We start from the raw sequence: 16,317 nt of genomic DNA, 5'->3' as shown, positions 1-16,317 counted from the left end.
GTCAGTCTCTCTCCACCACCACGAAGCTCGCGGCGTAGTCGGTCTCGTCGGTCACGGTCACGTGAGCGCGCAGGCCCTGGGCCTCGAACCAGGTTTTCAGCGTGCCATGCAGCACGATCACCGGCTGGCCGCTGGGCATGTTGAGGATTTCGCAGGCCCGCCAGGTCATGGGCATGCGCATGCCCAGGCCGATGGCCTTTGAGAACGCCTCCTTGGCGGAAAACCGGGTCGCCAGGTAACGCAGCCCGCGCCCGGGCCAGCGTTCGCTGCGGCGCTGCCAGATCGCCAGCTCCTCATCGCCGAGTACCTTCTGCACGAAGCGCTCACCCTGGCGCTCGAAGGTCGCTTCGATGCGCCGGATATCGCAGACGTCGGTGCCGATGCCGAAGATCATCGGAACGCGTCGGCGATGCAGCGGTTGTAGTCGGTCACGGTGGCGGCGTAACCCAGCTCCAGCGCGTCGGCGATGAGCGCGTGACCGATCGACACCTCGGCCACGCCCGGCACCGTGCTGAGAAACACGGTGAGGTTCTCGCGGTTGAGGTCGTGGCCGGCGTTCACACCCAGCCCTGCGTCCAGCGCCGCCTGCGCGGCAGAGCGGTAGCGCTCCAACTGGTGTGTGCGATCGGGCGTGTGCCAGGCGGCGGCGTAGGGCTCGGTGTAGAGCTCCACGCGGTCGACCCCCACGGCCCGGGCCGCTGCCATCTGCGCAGGCTCCGGGTCCATGAACAGGCTCACGCGAGCGCCCAGGGCCTGCGCCTGTGCGATCACGGGTCGCAGGCGATCGGCGTCCTGCGGAAAGCTCCAGCCGTGGTCGCTGGTGAACTGACCTTCGCTGTCGGGCACGAAGGTCAGCTGGTGCAGCGGCAAACCGCGCGCCCGGACCTCGCGCGCGACATCCATGAGGTTGTGAAACGGATTGCCTTCGATGTTGTATTCGCGGTCGGGCCATTCCTGCATCAGCTCGGCGAGATCGAACACATCGTGGCGGCGGATGTGGCGCTCGTCCGGTCGAGGGTGCACCGTGATGCCCCGCGCACCTGCTTCGAGACACAGGGTGGCCGCGCGGGTGACGGACGGAATGCCCAGGTGGCGCGTGTTGCGCACCAGTGCGACCTTGTTGAGATTGACCGACAGCGCGGTCGGATGGAGAGCAGCGTGGGCCATGGTCAGGACGGCGTGGAACCGGAAGAAGCACCCGGTTCGGGAGCCACTTTGGGCCGGACCAGGGATTGGACGTCCAGCATCAGCTGGCGGGTCCGGAACACCCGGACGCCGCTATGGTAGTGCAGCAGAGCGCGCAGCTGAGGCTGCAGACTCTGCTGGCAGCCCGCACAGGCGCGAAGACTGGCGATCAGCGGGTCGCGGTCGTCCAGAGCGCTCTGCAGCGAACGCCACTGGCTGGCTTCGAGCGAGTGCACATCGTCGCCGTGCGCCACGCGCAGCCCCGACTCGGCGCCGAGCACATAGGACGCGCCGTCCTGCAGAGGCGCCAGCGTGCTGCCTTCACAGGACAGGTCGGGCAGCAGTCCGGTGTCGCGCAACAGAAGCAGTTCGAACGCCCGCAAAATCAGCTGCTGCGCATCGGACCGCTCGGCCAGCAGTTGCACCGCCAGCGCGTAGTGGTCGAACAGACTGGGGTGTGGATCATCGCGCGCCAGCAGGCGCATCAGCAGCTCGTTGAGGTAGCTGCCCGAGAGCAGCGCATCGCCGGTGGGCATGACGTGCCCACCCTGCCACTGCGCCGCCTTGAGCGTGCGCACCTCGGCGTCGCCTCCCCAGCTCAGCGCCAGGGGCTGCAGTGGCAGCAGCACGGGACGGAATTGCGAGGTCGGCTTCTTGACACCCTTGGCCACCAGGGCGATGCGCCCGTGGTGGCGGGTGAAGACTTCCAGGATGAGACTGGACTCGCTCCAGTCATAGCGGTGCAGGACGAATGCGGGTTCTTCAGAAGTCCGGCGCGTGGCCATGACCCGTCACTCGTAACCGAACGAACGGACGCGCGCGTCGTCGTCGGCCCAGCCAGAGCGGACCTTGACCCACAGCTCCAGGAACACCTTGCAGTCCCAAATCTTTTCGAGTTCCTGTCGGGCCTCGGTACCGATGCGCTTGAGCTTCTCGCCCTTCTCGCCGATCACCATGCCTTTGTGCCCCTCGCGCTCGACCACGATGGTGGCCGCGACGCGCTTGAGCCCACCCTCTTCCTCGAACTTGTCGATCACCACGGTCGACGTGTAGGGCAGTTCATCGCCAGTCAGTCGGAACAGCTTCTCGCGCACCATCTCGGCGGCCATGAACCGCTCGCTGCGGTCGGTCAGCTCCTCGGGATCATGCATCCAGGCCTGCTGCGGAAGGTACTTGGCGCAAATCGCGAACAGGCGCTCAACGTCCCGGGCGTTCTTGGCAGACATCGGCACGAACTCGGCAAACGGGTGCTTCTCCTGCATGGACTTGAGCCAGGGGGCCAGCTCGCCCCGCCGGTGCACCAGATCGAACTTGTTGGCCAGCAACACCACGGGCACGTTCGAGGGCAGCAGTTCCATCACCTTGGCGTCCGCCGGATGGAAATGCCCCGCCTCGACAACAAACAGGATCAGGTCGACATCGGCCACCGCGCCGAGAACCGTCTTGTTGAGCGCGCGGTTCAGCGCATTACCGTGCCGCGTCTGGAACCCTGGCGTGTCGACAAACACGAACTGGTTCGGACCCACGGTGCGGTAGCCCGTGATGCGGTGCCGCGTGGTCTGCGCCTTGCGCGAGGTGATGCTGATCTTCTGCCCCACCAGCGCATTGAGCAGCGTGGACTTACCCACGTTGGGCTTGCCAACGATGGCCACATAGCCACAGTGCTGCTGCTCCGGCTCCACAGGTTCGGGCTCCTGTGCGGGGTCTGCGACGGCCTCTGCAGGCGTCTTGTGCAGGGCCTTGGCCAGCATGGCCTCAAGCGAAGCGTCGGTGGGAACAGGGGCCGCAGGGGCGCCAGTGGAAGGACGGGAGGATTTGCTCATGAATGCATCCGGACAGAAACCGGCCAAGCGCCGAGATCGTCAGCCGCCCGCCTTGGTGGGTGCGGGTTCGGCGTCCCGCAAAAACGTCAGCATCGCGGCCGCTGCTGCTTGCTCTCCGGCCCGGCGCGACGCACCGATGCCGCGCTCGCTTCGACCGGCCTCCGACACCGTGCACTCGACATCGAAAGTCTGTCGATGCGCCTCGCCCAAGGTGGCCACCACCCGGTACTGAGGCAGTTGCATCTTGCGCGCCTGCAACCACTCCTGCAAATCGGTTTTGGGGTCCTTGCCCATGGCCCCCATCTGGGCGCTGAGCTCGACATCACCATACAGGCGCCGCACCAGCACGGACGCCGTCTCGAAACCGGCGTCCAGATACACCGCCCCGATCAGGGCCTCCAGGGCGTCCGCGAGGATGGAGGGGCGCTTGTGTCCTCCGGACCGCTTCTCGCCATCGCCCAGCCGCAAACAGGGCGAAAGACCCAGGCGCGTCGCGATCTGATGCAACGTGTCCTGCTTGACCAGGTTGGCCCGCACGCGCGAGAGGTCACCTTCGGGCAGCTGGCTGAGTTTTTCGAACAGCAGCCCGGACACCGCCAGACTCAGCACCGAGTCGCCCAGAAACTCCAGCCGCTCGTTGTGGTCCGCCGAGAAACTGCGGTGCGTCAACGCGCGTTCAAGCAGGCGCGGACTGGAAAAAACATGTCCCAGGCGCTTTTGCAGCGCCGTCAATTCCTGGCTCAAACGCGTGCGCCCCCCGCCTGGCGGCCACTCGAGCTCATTGGGATGATCCGCTGTACTTCATCACCAGGTAGGCAGGGCCAGCCAGCGGAATTTCACGCACGTAGTCGAACGACACCACCACCTTGTCACCCTGCTTGCCGATCTCCAGGTCCTTGCCGGAGATGGTGGTGATGTCATCAATCTGAGCCGCCTTGTCGAACAGTGAGCGAACCTCGGCAACGGTCGAGCCGTCTGCTGCTTTCTTCACTGCTTTCTGCACCGCCATGTATTCGATGTAGGTGGGCACAACCTGGGCGACCACCACACCAGCGAAGGCCAGCAAAATGCCCACGAACAACAACCCGAAAAACGTCAGGCCGCGTTGCCGCTGTCTCTGCTTCATCACCCCACCTCCAGTAGTTGCGTGTCTTACTCGAACGAACCGATCCGCCCGAAATCGCCGAAATTCATCCAGACAAAGAAGGCCTTGCCGACGATGTTGGACTCTGGGACAAAACCCCAGAAACGCGAATCGAGCGAGTTGTCCCGATTGTCGCCCATCATGAAATAGTGCCCAGGGGGTACTTTGCACACGACGCCTTCGGCCGGATAGCGACAATTTTCACGGAACGCAAAATCCGTGATGGGCGACACGAACGGCGGCCGCATGTCGTCGTTGAGGGTGTTGTAGCGCCGACCACCCAGCTCCTCGCCGAACTGCTTGGTGTAGCGCATCTGCTCGCCATCAAAATAGTCGGGCTGGTTGATGCGGGGCACGGGCTGGCCGTTGACCGTCAGGCGCTTGTTCAGATACGCCACCTCATCGCCTGGCACGCCAATCACCCGTTTGATGTAGTCCAGGCTTGGTTGCGGCGGATAGCGAAACACCACGACGTCGCCACGTTGCGGTTCGTTGTTGGCAATCACCTTGGCGTTGATCACCGGCAGCCTCACGCCGTAGTGAAACTTGTTCACCAGAATCAAGTCCCCGACCTGAAGTGTCGGAATCATCGAGCCCGACGGGATCTTGAACGGTTCGAACAGAAAGCTCCGCAGAACAAACACCGCCAGGATCACCGGGAACAGGCCTGCGGTCCAGTCCAGCCACCAGGGTTGCGCCAACAGCTTGTGACGCGCCATCGACAACTCTTCGTCCGAGGACTGTGCAAAACCCTGCCGAGCCAGTTCAGCCGCGCGCTCGTTGCGCGTCGACACCAGGCGCTCGGCGTCCCGCCTGCGCTTCGGGAAGAAATAGAACTTCTCGGCCAGCCAGTAAACGCCCGTGACCGCCGTGGCCAGAAAAAGCAGCAGCGCAAAGTTGCCCTCGATGGCGCCAAAGAAGAATGCCGCCGCATAGGCACCGAAAGCCGCCAGGATCACCCCGGTGATCGCGCTCATGGTCTGCTGCATCACTCCTCCACCTGCAGGATGGCGAGAAAGGCCTCCTGGGGCACTTCGACCGAGCCGATCTGTTTCATGCGCTTCTTGCCTGCCTTCTGTTTTTCGAGGAGCTTGCGTTTGCGGGTGATATCACCGCCGTAACATTTTGCCAGCACGTTCTTGCGCAGCGCCTTGATGGTCTCGCGTGCGATCACGTTGCCACCAATGGCTGCCTGGATGGCCACGTCGAACTGCTGGCGGCTGATGATCTCGCGCATCTTGGCGGCCACCGCGCGGCCGCGGTATTGCGACTGCGAGCGGTGCACGATGATGGACAGCGCATCGACCTTCTCGCCGTTGAGCAGGATGTCGACTTTCACCACGTCAGAGGCGCGGTACTCCTTGAACTCGTAGTCCATCGACGCGTAGCCGCGGCTGACCGATTTGAGCTTGTCGAAGAAGTCCAGCACGATCTCGCCCAGCGGCATGTCGTAGGTCAGCATGACCTGCTTGCCATGGTAGGCCATGTTCAGCTGCATGCCGCGCTTCTGGTTGGCCAGCGTCATGACCGCGCCCACGTATTCCTGTGGCATGTACAGGTGCACGGTCACGATGGGTTCGCGGATCTCTTCGATGCGCCCCTGGTCCGGCATCTTGGACGGGTTCTCCACCATGATGACTTCGCCGTCGGGCTTGACCACCTGGTACACCACGCTGGGCGCGGTGGTGATCAGGTCCTGGTCGAACTCGCGCTCCAGGCGTTCCTGCACGATCTCCATGTGCAGCAGGCCCAGGAAGCCGCAACGGAAGCCAAAGCCCAGCGCCTGCGACACCTCGGGTTCGTAATGCAGCGCGGCATCGTTGAGCTTGAGCTTTTCCAGCGCATCGCGCAGCGCGTCGTACTCGCTGGCCTCGGTCGGGTACAGGCCGGCAAACACCTGCGGCTGCACTTCCTTGAAGCCGGGCAGTGCCTGCTCGGCTGGCCCCATGTTGTTGGGCAGTTTCTTTTCCAGCGTGATGGTGTCACCCACCTTGGCCGCCTGCAGTTCCTTGATGCCGGCGATGATGTAGCCGACCTCACCCGCCTCCAGCGATTCGCGCGGCTGGTTGGCCGGCGTGAACACACCCAGGTTGTCGGCGTTGTAGACCGTGTTGGTCGCCATCATCTTGAAGCGCTCGCCCTTGCGCAAACGACCATCGACCACGCGCGCCAGCATCACCACACCCACATAGGTGTCGAACCAGCTGTCCACGATCATGGCGCGCAGCGGCGCGTCAGGGTTGCCCTTGGGGTGAGGGATGCGCGCGACCACGGCTTCCAGGATGTCTTCCACGCCCATGCCGGTCTTGGCCGAGCAGGGAATCGCATCCGTCGCGTCGATGCCGATCACGTCCTCGATCTCGGCCTTGGCGTTGTCCGGATCGGCATTGGGCAGATCCATCTTGTTGAGCACCGGCACCACCTCCACACCCAGGTCGAGTGCGGTGTAGCAGTTGGCGACCGTCTGCGCTTCCACGCCCTGGCTGGCGTCCACCACCAGCAGCGCACCTTCGCAGGCCGACAGCGAGCGACTGACTTCATAGGAGAAGTCCACGTGCCCGGGCGTGTCGATCAGGTTGAGGTTGTAGACCTTGCCGTCGCGCGCCTTGTATTGCAGCGCAGCGGTCTGTGCCTTGATGGTGATGCCGCGCTCTTTCTCGATGTCCATGGAGTCGAGCACCTGCTCGCTCATCTCGCGATCAGACAGGCCGCCACAGCGGGAGATGATGCGGTCGGCCAGCGTGGACTTGCCATGGTCGATGTGCGCGATGATCGAAAAATTGCGGATGTGGTGCATCGGAAAACCAGCCGGGAAACCAAGCCTCGCCACTCTCTGGGAGGCCATAAAAAAGGGCGCGTCAACTGGTGACGCGCCCGTAACCAACAATCAATGGCAACTGCGATAGTTGGGATTTCATTGTAGGCAAAAAGCCCCGGCTGCACAGCCCGAAACCACCCTCCACCGCCTGTTGCAACGCAGCAACGGGAGACTTATTCACAGATTTCCCACAGCAAAAATGAACATGTTGTGAGCCACCTGTGGAGCAAGCAAGAACAACTCAGGAGCGCTCTCACATAGTGAACGCTGAACATTGTTCGACACTGCAATCAAGGTCTTGGAGCCCCGATTTTATCGAAATCAGTCAACTTGCACCTCAGGGTTGTGAGTGGTCACAAACTTTTGACTCAAACGGAAAACCCAGATCGATAGTGGGCACCCTGTGGCAAAACAACCAACTTCCGGAACAAGCCCTTAAAACCAAGCGGGATCAAGGGTTTATTCGAGGCAGCTCAGAGAATTTCGAGCTTTGTGTCGGCTCAGCGCTGAGGTCGAATCACCGCGTACTGGGCCCACTCACCGCGCCGGAAAAGAACATTCACCGGCTTGGACTTGTCCAGCTTGGCCAGCACCGCATCCAGCTCCTTCACGCTGCCAACCTCGGTGTTCGCAACCGCAACGATCACGTCGCCCTCCTTTAGTCCAGCACGCGCTGCGGCCCCCTCGGCAGAATCGATTCGCACACCCGCCTTGATGTTCAGATCCTTCTTCTCCGTGGCATTGAGGTCTGCCACGGTGAGTCCGAGGGAAGGAAGGCTGGTGGCAGCGGGGGGCTTGACCTCCGGGGCCGCAGCGCGGCGGTCACTGCGCTCCGGCTCCAGCTCGGCTACCGTGATGCTCAGATCGCGTTGGGTGCCGCGACGGAAAACTGTCATCGAACTGCGATTGCCCGGCTTCGTATTGCCAACGATGCGCGGCAGATCGACCGAGCGTTCGATCTCGCGGCCATCAAATTTCAGAATCACATCACCCGGTTCGAGTCCGGCCTTGGCAGCGGGCGAGTTGGCTTCAACGGCATTCACCAGAGCGCCACGAGCCTGACCCAGACCGATGGATTCGGCCACCTCCTTGCTCACCTGCCCGATCTGCACACCGATGCGCCCACGGGTCACACGGCCACTGGATCGCAACTGATCAGAGACCCTGACGGCTTCGTCAATGGGGATGGCAAAGGAGATGCCCTGAAACCCGCCTGAGCGGGAGTAGATCTGGCTGTTGATGCCCACCACTTCGCCGCGCATGTTGATCAGAGGCCCGCCCGAGTTGCCCGGATTGATGGCGACATCGGTCTGGATGAACGGCAGGAAATCTCCTGTGTCGCGCTTTTTCGCGCTCACGATGCCGGCGGTCACGGTGTTCTCGAGCCCGAAGGGAGAACCGATGGCCATCACCCATTCGCCGACCTTGAGCCGGTTCACATCGCCAATGCGGACAGCGGAAAGTCCGCTGGCCTCGATCTTCACCACAGCCACGTCGGTTCGCTTGTCGGCGCCCACCAGCTTGGCCTTGAACTCGCGCTTGTCCGGAAGTGTGACCACCAGCTCGTCGGCGCCGTCGACTACGTGCGCGTTGGTCATGATGAGACCATCGGAGCTGAGGATGAACCCGGAGCCCACTCCGCGAGGCTGTGCCTCTTCACCGGATCCGCCACGGTCCTGGCGTGGACCGCTGCGCGGCACCGCCCCAGGCGGAACCGGTATGCCGAAACGACGGAAAAACTCCAGCATCTGCTCGTCGGTGCTGCTTCCCCCATCTGCATTCGCGCGCTCCAGCGTCCGGATGTTGACCACGGACGGTCCAACCTGGTCCACAAGATCCGTGAAATCCGGCAGCCCACGCATCTGCTGCGCATGGACAGGAGCAGGCAACGCAGCCCCCCCGACCACGGCCATACCGAACAGTGAGGCACTCAACAGCAACGACATCGCTGGACGGGAGCGCAGAGCGGTCATATTCATGTTCATCCTCGCGGTACAAGAGTTTTTCGCAGACACAGGATTACCCGGCAGCCACACGATGGTGGCTGTTTCTCAGGTTTCAACGGGTGCGATCAAGAGCCGAAGCAAACCGCTTGAGCGTGGCCGGAGGCACCTCTCCAAGTGCGGTCAGCCAGTAGGCGCCAATGCGCTTGGTGAGGGAGTGGGTCGCACCGGTCACAGCCGACTTCTCCGCCCCATGGCGCTGCGAATCAAACGGCTCAACAAACAACGAAACCGAAGCAAGGCCGTCCGAAAACACCCACTGCATGGGAGCCGCCCCGGATGCGCCGGTGTCGTCTTCCCTGGTGTGGCAGCTCATGGACTGGAAGCCAGGAACGGGCTCCTTCAATCGCCAGCCCTCCGCCTCAGGCGTGGTCTTTCGCAGGGTCTGACGATGCACTTCATAGCCCTTGGTGTCGCCCATCAGCCTTTTGAGCTTGTCCATCCGGACCGGCGCATCCAGCTGCAACTCAGAAAATGCCACCTGCTCCAGCACAGCGCCCTGCTCACCCAAGGTCTGCAGCTTCACCACCAGGCCCGTCTTCTTTTCCGACCAGATGCGATAGCCGAAACGCAGCGCATCGCGCGGGGCGATCTGCACCACATCGGCCAGATGACCCGCCACCCTTTCGACGCCCGATTCGCTCACGCTGTAGAAGTCTGGGATGGCGTTGCTGGGTGTGCGCAGCAGCTCGGGAAACACGCCCAGCGACTCGCGCTTGTCCACCCAGGCCACCTTGTGATCAGGCGCAAAGGTGATCACGTCGTTGTTGTGGCGAATGGTTGAGCGTGGCGCACCCGTCAGCGTCTCCACGCGCTCCATCTGTTGCGTGCCATCGCAGACATGCCAGATGCGCGAGGCAGACATGGCCGAACCAGCCGATACGACCAAGGTCCCCGTGTAGGCCCGCTGCCGGGAGGCCTCGTGCATGCGCGTGAGCCACTCGGTGATGGACCGTGAGGACTGCGATGCAGCGGGCGCAGTTTGTGCAAAGGACGACTGCCACAACCCCAGAGCCAGTAACCCCACCACAGGCCAGCGGGTCCAGGCCTTGCGCGCTGACGACATACACAACGAAGCAGCACTACCCATGTCGGCCTCAGCGCTGCGGAGCGGCATCGTAGGTCGCGTTGCGGAGGAACCCGGCGGGGGCCTGCAGCGCAGACATTCCGCCAAACTGGCGATGCTCGGACAGCAGCTGTTCAAGCCGGGCATCGCGCAGCACTTGCCCTTGAGCGGTTTGCACCACCACCGGTTGGCTTGCCGAGACCGGCTCCGCCACCGGACTGGCGTTTGCCATCTGAGGCCCAGTCAAATTGCCGCCCTGCCCCCCCACACCGATGGTCCAGGTCACGGCGACAACGGCTGCGAGCGAAGCAAGACCCGCCACCAGCTTCCAGCGAAACACAGCGTCATTGGCCGCCACGGGCCGGCCTGCTCCAGTCTGCTGTACCACGGGCTGAGGCTGAGCCAGAGGTTCATCGTGCAAACGAGCCATGACCGCCCCGGCAAATGCAGCCGCGCCGACCGAGCCCTGCACGGACCGCCCACGCAGAACGTCGCCAATCAGCTCGTAGCTTTGCCCGTCGGGCTGCAGGGCCGCCATCTCTTCTGATCCAAGCGAGAGCAGAGCATCCAGGTCATCCGCGCGCACCTCTCCATCGAGCAGTGCAGAGAGCGCCTCGCGGTGGCGCTCACGGACAAGCATCTGGCCTGACGTTGGGGTCTCATGGATTGGGACGGCATTCATGTTCGACATCCGATTCGGTGTTCCGGCATCAACAAATCAATCTCACCAGCGCTTGCCGGATTGACGCTCCAGCATGGGCTTGATTCGGGAAGAGATCGCTTCGCGCGCTCGGAAGATCCGGGAACGCACGGTTCCGATCGGACAATCGAGCGCCAAGGCAATCTCTTCATAGCTCAACCCCTCGATTTCACGCAAAGTGATGGCCATGCGCAACTCTTCGGGCAATGCATCCATCACCGCGTTCACTGCCTGGGCAATCTCTTTGCTGGCCAACACCGCCTCAGGGGTCTCGGTATCGGCTGCGCTGCTGTTTAGTTCGCGTTCCGCCGAAGAAGTTTCGTCATCGTCTCCGGAATTGAGCTGGGACTGGAAGACCAGCGGGTCCCGCTTGAGCTCCAGCAGCTGCTTCTTGGCGGTATTGACGGCAATCCGGTAGAGCCAGGTGTAGAACTGGGCATCCCCACGGAACTGGGCCAGCGCCCGGTAGGCACGGATGAACGTCTCCTGAGCGATGTCCTGAACCAGATCGCTGTCGCGGACCATGCGCCCGATCAGGCGCTCCACACGGCGCTGGTATTTGATGACCAAGAGCTCATAAGCCCGCATTTCCCCGCCCAGTGTGCGCTGGACCAGCATGGCATCGCTGTCAGGAGAGGGTGGGGCTGAGTGGTCGTCGGAAGGAGTCATGCAGCGGGTATGAGGGCCGCGGAAATATACCCCAAAGGTTCGAGCCAGCGCTGGCCGTCAGGCATGGGCAAGGAGCGCCCGCCGGAGATCGAGCCATCGGGTCGGCTCCGCCAACCGCTCCACCCAGATCCAGGTGCACGCACCGTCGGGATTGTGTAGTCGCAGCAACATGGCCCGCTGCAGGTCATACACGCGCTCCACCCTGTTCAGCTCCACGCCCTCCTGATACGCCTCACTGGCCCAAAACCAGACGCCTGAAGAACCCAAAGGAACCTCGGACCGCACCCGATCCGACTGCCATGCCAACTTTCCTCGCGGCATCCGCCGCCAAGTCCACATCGCCAGCAACAACCACACGCACCAGACCACACCACAGAACACGGCCGTCCGCCATGAACCGTAAATGAAGCCCATGAGCACGGCCAGCAGGCCCAACAGGCCAGCACCGCACATCAGGCGGGCACAAAAAGACGAACGCCCCGCCGGGTACGTGACCGATGGGGCGTTGCGCATGTTCGGGAAGGACTGCGTCCGAACAAGGTTCGTCAGACGCGCTTGAACACCAGGGTGCCGTTGGTACCGCCAAAGCCGAAGTTGTTCTTCACCGCGACATCAATCTTCATATCTCGCGCGGTATTGGCGCAGTAGTCCAGATCGCACTCAGGATCCTGATTGAAGATGTTGATGGTCGGGGGACTCTTCTGGTGATGCACCGCCAGCACAGTGAACACGCTTTCAATGCCGCCTGCCCCACCCAGCAAATGCCCCGTCATGGACTTTGTCGAGTTCACGACGATCTTGCGGGCATGATCACCGAGCGCCGCCTTGATGGCATTGCTCTCATTCACATCACCCAGTGGCGTAGAAGTCCCGTGGGCATTCAGGTAGTCCACTTGATCGGCATTGATGCCCGCGTTGCGCAGGCCATTGACCATGGCGCGGCGGGGCCCATCCATACTCGGCGCAGTCATGTGGCCAGCATCGGCGCTCATGCCGTACCCGATCACCTCAGCGTAGATCTTGGCGCCGCGGGCTTTGGCATGCTCGTATTCTTCAAGCACCATCACACCAGCGCCTTCTCCCAGCACAAATCCGTCGCGGTTCTTGTCCCAGGGGCGGGAGGCCGTTTTGGGGTCGTCGTTGCGGGTGGAAAGCGCCCGCATGGCAGCGAAACCACCGACACCCAGAGGAGAGGCCGTGGCTTCGGAACCACCTGCAACGATCACATCGGCGTCCCCGTACTCGATCTTCCGAGCCCCTTCACCGATGCAATGCAGGCCGGTGGTGCAGGCCGTTACCACAGCCAGGTTCGGCCCCTTGAACCCGAAGCGCATCGAGACATGTCCAGAGATCATGTTGATGATCGATGCCGGGACAAAGAACGGTGAAATCCGCCGTGCACCACGATTGACATACTCGGCGTGGGTTTCTTCGATCAACGGAAGCCCGCCAATGCCGGACCCCACGATGCAGCCGATGCGCGTGGCCAGCTCGTCATCCAGCGCCTCGCCCGTGGGCAGACCCGAATCAACCACAGCCTGATGGGCTGCAGCGATCCCGTAGTGGATGAAGGTGTCCATCGACCGCGCCTCTTTGGCGCTGATGTAGGACTCCAGATCAAACCCCTTAACCTCACCAGCGATCTTGCAGGACATGCCAGAGGCATCGAACCTGGTGATCAGGTCAATGCCGGACTGTCCGGCGACAAGGTTGGCCCAGGCTTCAGGCACCGTGTTACCCACGGGCGAGACACAACCCAGGCCGGTCACGACGACGCGACGACGGCTCATGGGTGCATCAGGCCTTCTGGTGCGACATCGCGTAGTCGATGGCGTTCTTCACCGTGGTGATCTTCTCGGCGTCTTCGTCAGGGATCTCGATACCGAATTCGTCTTCCAGGGCCATCACCAGTTCCACCGTGTCCAGGGAGTCTGCGCCCAGGTCGGCCACGAAAGCCTTCTCAGGGGTCACTTGCCCTTCTTCCACGCCGAGTTGCTCGGCAATGATTTTCTTCACACGTGCTTCGATATCGCTCATAAGTCCCTCTGAGGGTGGTTGGATGACAAACCGCCATTTTAGCCGGGCTAGGGAGGTGCCCCTAGGTGGCCCGCCGGACGGCTCCGCGGCGGTGAGAGTGGATCAGGCCATGAACATGCCGCCGTTGACGTGCAGTTCCTGCCCCGTCACGTAGCCAGCCTGCGGGCTGGCCAAGTAGGCCACTGCATGCGCGATGTCAGAAGGCTTGCCCAGATGACCCAAGGGAATCTGACCCAGCAGGGCCTTCTGCTGTTCTTCTGGCAGCGAGGCCGTCATGTCGGTTTCAATGAAACCAGGCGCCACACAGTTGACCGTGATGTTGCGACTGCCCAGTTCACGCGCCAGCGCGCGAGTCATGCCCGCAACGCCCGCCTTCGCTGCCGCGTAGTTCGCCTGTCCAGGATTGCCAGAAGCACCGACCACACTGGTGATGCTGATGATGCGTCCATAGCGCTGCTTCATCATGGGGCGGATCACCGCACGGCTCATGCGGAACACCGCCTTGAGGTTGGTGTCGAGCACCGCGTCCCAGTCTTCATCCTTGAGGCGCATGGCCAGCATGTCACGCGTGATGCCTGCGTTGTTGACCAGCACGTGCAGCGCACCATGGGCTTTGGTCATTTCGTCGATCAATGCCTCGGCAGCGGTGCCATCGTTCACATCAAGCTTCGCCCCTCGGCAACCCTCGACCGCCCCGGGCACCGCTTTCAGTGCACTCGATATCTTGGCAGCCCCTTCATCGGAAGTGGCTGTGCCGACGACGATCAGCCCCTTCGCCACCAGCTCGGCCGCGATGAACGCGCCGATGCCACGGGAAGCACCGGTCACCAGGGCCACCTGACCCGCAAACTTCACTTCGGACATACCAGTTTCTCCATCAGACCAGCAGTTTTTTCACTTCGGCCAGTGTGGCCGGATCGTAGAACGCCGCTCCGGTCAGCTCGCCGTCGATGCGCTTGGTCATGCCGGCCAGCACCTTGCCTGGACCACATTCGACCAGCGTGGTGACGCCACGTGCCTTGATTGCACGCACGCACTCCACCCATCGGACCGGACCGAACGCCTGACGGAACAGTGCATCGCGGATGCCGTCCACATCGGACTCCACCGACACATCAATGTTGTTGAGCACCGGAATCCGGGGCGCCGCCATTGGCGTGGTCGCGAGTTTTTCGCGCAGTTTGTCAGCAGCGGGTTTCATCAGGCTGGAGTGGAACGGCGCTGACACCGGCAACGGCAGGGCCCGCTTGGCGCCATTGGCTTTGAGCACCTCGCAAGCCTTCTCGACCGCAGCCTTGCTGCCAGCGATCACGGTCTGCGCGGGGTCGTTGAAGTTGACCGCTTCCACGACCTCGCCACTGCCCAAGGGGAAGCAGGCCTGCGCCTCAGCACATCCCTCGATCACTTTGTCAGAGTCCATACCCAGGATGGCGGCCATCGCCCCCGTTCCGACCGGCACAGCCTCCTGCATGGCCGCTGCACGAAAACGCACCAACGGCGCCGCTTGCGCCAAAGTCAGCACGCCAGAAGCCACCAGAGCACTGTATTCGCCCAGTGAATGCCCAGCCACGACGGACGGGGCTGCCCCGCCTTCTGCGCACCAGACGCGCCAGGCAGCAACGCCCGCCACCAGCATCACGGGCTGGGTGTTGGTGGTCAGCGCCAGCGCTTCCTTGGGGCCCTCTTTGATCAGAAGACCAAGGTTTTCACCCAGGGCATCAGAAGCCTCCTGGACCGCCAGGGCCACCTCCGGATGGTCACCCCAGGCGTCGAGCATGCCGACGGCCTGAGAGCCCTGGCCGGGAAAGACGAATGCAAATTCGGTCATGGACGTATCCGCAATGAATCAACAAGAAACAGGCAAAGGAGCCAACCGCCAAGAAGGACTCAGAAGTCCAACAGCACCGAACCCCAGGTAAACCCACCGCCCACACCTTCCAGCAGCAACGTGTCGCCTTTCTTGACCTGGCCGTTGCGAACTGCATGGTCCATTGCCAGCGGGATCGAGGCCGCCGAGGTGTTGCCATGCTGGTCTACAGTGACCACCACCTTGTCCATGGGCAGCTTCAGCTTGCGCGCTGTGCCAGCCATGATGCGGATGTTCGCCTGATGGGGAATCAGCCAGTCGATGTCCGCCTCGGTGCGACCAGCCTTCGCCAGCGCCGCACGTGCAGTCTCCTCCAGCACGCCGACGGCCAGCTTGAAGACAGCCTGACCATCCATCTTGAGCAGAGGATCACCCAGAATTTGGCCGCCGCTGACGTGCCCTGGCACGCACAGAATGCCCACATGCTTGCCATCCGCATGAATATCGGTCGCCAGAATCCCGGGCGCATCGCTGGCCTCCAGCACCACCGCACCAGCACCATCGCCAAACAGCACGCAGGTGGTGCGGTCGTTGAAATCCAGCAGGCGCGAAAACACCTCGGACCCCACCACCAGCGCCTTGCTGGCAGATCCTGTTCGGATCATGGCATCAGCCACCGTGAGTGCGTAAATGAAGCCACTGCAAACGGCTTGCACATCGAACACAGGGCAGCCAGCGATGCCCAACTTGTGCTGAAGGATGGCGGCCGTAGAAGGAAACACCATGTCGGGTGTCGACGTGGCCACGATGATCAGATCGATATCGCCAGGACCGACCTGGGCGGCAGACAACGCCTTGCGGCAGGCTTCAGCAGCCAGATCGCTAGAGAAGACCCCGTCGCCCACAAAGTGCCGCGCCCGGATCCCTGTGCGCTCAACGATCCAGTCGTCACTGGTTTCAACACCCCGCTCTTTCAAACGACCCACCATGTCGGCATTGGTCAGGCGCTGAGGCGGCAGGCAACTGCCGGTGCCAGTGATGCGGGCAAAACGTGTCATGCGAGGC

General features: G+C 62.6%; 18 protein-coding genes. All 18 read right to left on the bottom strand.

Annotated elements, in window-relative coordinates; genetic code table 11:
- Window position 1: 1 nt before the first annotated feature.
- On the bottom strand, window positions 2-394 hold the full coding sequence (gene acpS / locus HFL01S_RS16295) for a holo-ACP synthase (protein ID WP_066260562.1): 393 nt from the start codon (window positions 392-394) through the stop codon (window positions 2-4).
- Window positions 391-1,167 (bottom strand): pyridoxine 5'-phosphate synthase, encoded by a 777-nt coding sequence (locus tag HFL01S_RS16290; protein WP_174525250.1) that lies wholly within the window; start codon window positions 1,165-1,167, stop codon window positions 391-393. The genes acpS and HFL01S_RS16290 overlap by 4 nt, the downstream gene beginning before the upstream one ends.
- 2 nt (window positions 1,168-1,169) lie before the next feature.
- Window positions 1,170-1,970, bottom strand: a complete 801-nt coding sequence (recO, locus tag HFL01S_RS16285) for a DNA repair protein RecO (RefSeq protein WP_066260559.1) — start codon at window positions 1,968-1,970, stop codon at window positions 1,170-1,172.
- A gap of 6 nt (window positions 1,971-1,976) precedes the next feature.
- On the bottom strand, window positions 1,977-3,008 hold the full coding sequence (gene era / locus HFL01S_RS16280) for a GTPase Era (RefSeq protein WP_084383396.1): 1,032 nt from the start codon (window positions 3,006-3,008) through the stop codon (window positions 1,977-1,979).
- A 39-nt stretch (window positions 3,009-3,047) separates the two neighbouring features.
- Window positions 3,048-3,740 carry a ribonuclease III gene (gene rnc / locus HFL01S_RS16275; protein ID WP_439648605.1) on the bottom strand — a complete coding sequence of 231 codons (693 nt, stop codon included), beginning with the start codon at window positions 3,738-3,740 and terminating at the stop codon, window positions 3,048-3,050.
- A gap of 46 nt (window positions 3,741-3,786) precedes the next feature.
- On the bottom strand, window positions 3,787-4,134 hold the full coding sequence (locus tag HFL01S_RS16270; RefSeq protein WP_066260555.1) for a DUF4845 domain-containing protein: 348 nt from the start codon (window positions 4,132-4,134) through the stop codon (window positions 3,787-3,789).
- Between the two features lie 26 nt (window positions 4,135-4,160).
- Complete coding sequence (gene lepB / locus HFL01S_RS16265) at window positions 4,161-5,129, bottom strand: signal peptidase I (protein ID WP_066260616.1); 969 nt, start codon at window positions 5,127-5,129, stop codon at window positions 4,161-4,163.
- Between the two features lie 11 nt (window positions 5,130-5,140).
- A complete protein-coding gene (gene lepA / locus HFL01S_RS16260; RefSeq protein ID WP_066260554.1) occupies window positions 5,141-6,949 on the bottom strand; it encodes a translation elongation factor 4 in 1,809 nt (602 codons plus the stop codon).
- 521 nt (window positions 6,950-7,470) lie between these two features.
- Window positions 7,471-8,943 carry a DegQ family serine endoprotease gene (locus HFL01S_RS16255; RefSeq protein ID WP_066260553.1) on the bottom strand — a complete coding sequence of 491 codons (1,473 nt, stop codon included), beginning with the start codon at window positions 8,941-8,943 and terminating at the stop codon, window positions 7,471-7,473.
- Between the two features lie 85 nt (window positions 8,944-9,028).
- Window positions 9,029-10,090 carry a MucB/RseB C-terminal domain-containing protein gene (locus tag HFL01S_RS16250; RefSeq protein WP_084383394.1) on the bottom strand — a complete coding sequence of 354 codons (1,062 nt, stop codon included), beginning with the start codon at window positions 10,088-10,090 and terminating at the stop codon, window positions 9,029-9,031.
- Window positions 10,071-10,721, bottom strand: coding sequence for a sigma-E factor negative regulatory protein (locus HFL01S_RS16245; protein ID WP_245644833.1), 651 nt, complete (start codon window positions 10,719-10,721; stop codon window positions 10,071-10,073). The genes HFL01S_RS16250 and HFL01S_RS16245 overlap by 20 nt, the downstream gene beginning before the upstream one ends.
- A gap of 42 nt (window positions 10,722-10,763) precedes the next feature.
- On the bottom strand, window positions 10,764-11,408 hold the full coding sequence (gene rpoE / locus HFL01S_RS16240) for an RNA polymerase sigma factor RpoE (RefSeq protein WP_066260550.1): 645 nt from the start codon (window positions 11,406-11,408) through the stop codon (window positions 10,764-10,766).
- 57 nt (window positions 11,409-11,465) lie between these two features.
- A complete protein-coding gene (locus HFL01S_RS16235; protein WP_157538908.1) occupies window positions 11,466-11,921 on the bottom strand; it encodes a hypothetical protein in 456 nt (151 codons plus the stop codon).
- A gap of 32 nt (window positions 11,922-11,953) precedes the next feature.
- Window positions 11,954-13,198: a beta-ketoacyl-ACP synthase II gene (gene fabF, locus HFL01S_RS16230; protein WP_066260547.1), complete on the bottom strand. Its 1,245-nt coding sequence runs from the start codon at window positions 13,196-13,198 to the stop codon at window positions 11,954-11,956.
- A gap of 7 nt (window positions 13,199-13,205) precedes the next feature.
- Window positions 13,206-13,445 (bottom strand): acyl carrier protein, encoded by a 240-nt coding sequence (gene acpP / locus HFL01S_RS16225; protein ID WP_066153362.1) that lies wholly within the window; start codon window positions 13,443-13,445, stop codon window positions 13,206-13,208.
- A gap of 102 nt (window positions 13,446-13,547) precedes the next feature.
- Window positions 13,548-14,309 carry a 3-oxoacyl-ACP reductase FabG gene (gene fabG / locus HFL01S_RS16220; protein ID WP_066260546.1) on the bottom strand — a complete coding sequence of 254 codons (762 nt, stop codon included), beginning with the start codon at window positions 14,307-14,309 and terminating at the stop codon, window positions 13,548-13,550.
- Between the two features lie 13 nt (window positions 14,310-14,322).
- A complete protein-coding gene (gene fabD, locus HFL01S_RS16215; RefSeq protein ID WP_066260545.1) occupies window positions 14,323-15,273 on the bottom strand; it encodes an ACP S-malonyltransferase in 951 nt (316 codons plus the stop codon).
- A 59-nt stretch (window positions 15,274-15,332) separates the two neighbouring features.
- A complete protein-coding gene (locus tag HFL01S_RS16210) occupies window positions 15,333-16,310 on the bottom strand; it encodes a beta-ketoacyl-ACP synthase III (protein ID WP_066260543.1) in 978 nt (325 codons plus the stop codon).
- Window positions 16,311-16,317: the final 7 nt, after the last annotated feature.

This window comes from Hydrogenophaga flava NBRC 102514 (genome assembly GCF_001571145.1).
Taxonomy (GTDB): domain Bacteria; phylum Pseudomonadota; class Gammaproteobacteria; order Burkholderiales; family Burkholderiaceae_C; genus Hydrogenophaga; species Hydrogenophaga flava.
Note: the sequence above shows the minus strand (reverse complement) of the source record. Positions and strands in the feature narration are given on the sequence as shown.